At 63.7% G+C, this 2,576-nt stretch carries 2 protein-coding genes; both read left to right on the forward strand.

Going from position 1 to position 2,576, the window contains the following annotated elements:
* Positions 1-134 precede the first annotated feature (134 nt).
* Positions 135-1,013, forward strand: a complete 879-nt coding sequence (locus HV744_RS36350; protein ID WP_175154053.1) for a tyrosine-type recombinase/integrase — start codon at positions 135-137, stop codon at positions 1,011-1,013.
* A gap of 8 nt (positions 1,014-1,021) precedes the next feature.
* Positions 1,022-2,227, forward strand: a complete 1,206-nt coding sequence (locus HV744_RS36355) for an IS91 family transposase (RefSeq protein ID WP_175154054.1) — start codon at positions 1,022-1,024, stop codon at positions 2,225-2,227.
* Positions 2,228-2,576: the final 349 nt, after the last annotated feature.

The following is a 2,576-nucleotide window of genomic DNA, read 5'->3' on the forward strand; positions in this document are numbered from 1 at the left end:
TTGAACAAAACCGCTGACGCGGTATGGCGGTTGGCCGACGTCCCCGTCATGGCCGGCGCGGCGGACATTCCTTTCCGGGTGCGACGATGACAGTGCAATTCACCGCACCTGCTCATCCTGAAAGGAGTCCTGCCATGACACCCCTACGTCAGCGGATGGTCGAGGATATGCGCGTTCGTAATCTCTCGGCCAATACCCAGCGCGCGTACCTCCAGCAAGTTGGCGCCTTCGCGAAGCACTTTGGCCGCTCCCCGGCAACGCTGGGACCCGAAGAGATCCGCGCCTGGCAACTGCACCTCGTCGAAGTCCGCAAACTGGCGCGCAGCAGCCTGGTTACCGCGACCGCCGCGCTACGCTTTCTCTACACGGTCACGCTCAAACGCGGCTGGGCTGTCGACGACATCGTCATGTCGAAGAAGCCACGCACACTACCGGTGATCCTGAGTCGTGAGGAGGTCACCATTTTCCTCGAATCGATCAGGAGCTTCAAACACCGCACGATCCTGATGGCAGCCTACGCCGGCGGTCTGCGCATTTCGGAAGTGACGCGACTGAAGGTCAGCGATATCGACAGCCAGCGGATGGTGCTGCGCGTCGAACAGGGCAAAGGCCAGGTTGACCGCTATGTGATGCTCTCGCCGCGGCTGCTGGAAATCCTGCGCACTTACTGGCAGGCTGGCCGACCACAACACTGGCTGTTCCCGGGGCGCTTTCCTGACCAGTCCATCGACCCTGCGACGATACGGCTGGCGTGCCAGCAGGCCCGTCGCCGGGCGGCTATCAGCAAGCCTGTCACGCCGCACTCCCTGCGTCACGCGTTCGCCACCCATCTGCTCGAATCGGGTACCGATGTACGCACCATCCAGCTACTGCTCGGCCACCGCAGCCTCGCCACCACCTCCCGCTATCTGAAGGTGGCCACAAGCACGGTTTGTGCGACCACCAGTCCCTTTGACCTGCTCCCTCAACCGGTTGCGCCTGATCCACCAGAAGAACCCCCAGCGAACTTCTGAGCGCGCCCATGAAGGTCACGCCACCGGAAGTGGCGGACGTGTTGCGTCGCTACGGCGCAGCGTATCGTCAAACCCATGCCGGGTCACTCAGTCGCGCCCAGCGGCGCGTCATGAGCGCGGTTGAGCTATGCCGGACCGCCGCGCTCGGCGGACATGTCGAACAGTGCGATGCCTGCGGCCATCAACGCATTGCCTATAACAGCTGCCGGAATCGCCACTGTCCCAGGTGCCAGTCGCTTGCCCGGGCACAATGGCTCGACGACCGTCAGGCCGATCTGCTGCCGGTACCGTATTTCCACGTGGTGTTCACGGTCCCGGAAGAAATCGCGGCGATCGCCTACCAGAACAAGGCGGTGGTCTACGACATCCTGTTCCAGGCCACCGCCGAAACACTGCAGACCATCGCGGCTGATCCGAAACACCTCGGCGCTGACATCGGCTTCATCGCGATCCTCCATACCTGGGGCCAGAACCTGCTGCACCATCCGCACCTGCATTGCGTGGTCCCGGGTGGCGGTCTGGCGCCGGACCACTCACGCTGGATTGCCTGCCGTCCTGGTTTCTTCTTGCCAGTGCGAGTGCTATCACGCCTGTTCCGGCGTCTGTTCCTCGAGCGGTTGCAGCGTGCCTTTGAGACCGGGCGCCTGCGGTTCTTCAGCGCCCTCGCGCCCCTGCAGCACATGCAGGCGTTCGCCCGCTATCTGGATAGCCCGCGACGCGCGGAATGGGTGGTGTACGCAAAGGAACCGTTCGGCGGGCCGCAGCAGGTACTCGGCTACCTGGGACGTTACACGCATCGCGTCGCCATCTCGAACAATCGCCTGATCGACATCGCTGATGGACACGTCACGTTCCGCTGGAAAGACTACCGCCATGAATCCGCACAGCGCGTGATGCGGCTCGACGCGCCGGAATTCATCCGTCGCTTCCTGCTGCACGTGCTGCCGCGCGGACTGCAGCGAATCCGTCACTACGGGTTCCTCAGCAACCGGCGCCGCGAAACCGGACTCGCCGAATGCCGGTGCCTGCTCGGCGTCATGCCACCGCGCGCGGCTGGCACTGGTGAGCTCAGCCAGGACTATCGTGACCGCTACGCCAGACTCACCGGTCGATCCCTGCGTGACTGTCCAGCATGTTCGAACGGACACATGGTGTGCATCGAACTCCTTCCGCATCACGCCCGGCCGCGGGCACCTCCTGCGGGTGTACCGTGACGCCCGCGCCTTCACGCTTCGCGCATCTGCCCGCACAACCGGTTGACCGGTTGCGGCAGTGCTTTGGCCGCGCCCCGGCCATCGCGGCGCCACCGCCCGCATCACACCTCCCGACACGATCCCATCAGTGTCCTCGCAACCCTTACACGCAGCAGCGGGACGTCTTCCACGACGCATCCAGCATCGCCATCTGCAACATCACGGTCATCACCCTGATTCAATGCCCATAGCTGCCCGCGCTAGCGGAGCGGTTTCGCTCAAAGAATTTTTAGCGAAGCGGGCGCGGATTTCGTGCCGTGCCTGCGATCACCCCGGTGCGCCGCTTCCGCTTCGCTAAAAATCCTCTGCC

Source organism: Paraburkholderia ultramafica (assembly GCF_902859915.1).
GTDB lineage: Bacteria > Pseudomonadota > Gammaproteobacteria > Burkholderiales > Burkholderiaceae > Paraburkholderia > Paraburkholderia ultramafica.

Bases quoted from the DNA above. Each gene is read 5' to 3' on its own strand.
- HV744_RS36350 (WP_175154053.1), top strand. From the start codon at position 135: ATGACACCCCTACGTCAGCGGATGGTCGAGGATATGCGCGTTCGTAAT.
- HV744_RS36355 (WP_175154054.1), top strand. From the start codon at position 1,022: ATGAAGGTCACGCCACCGGAAGTGGCGGACGTGTTGCGTCGCTACGGC.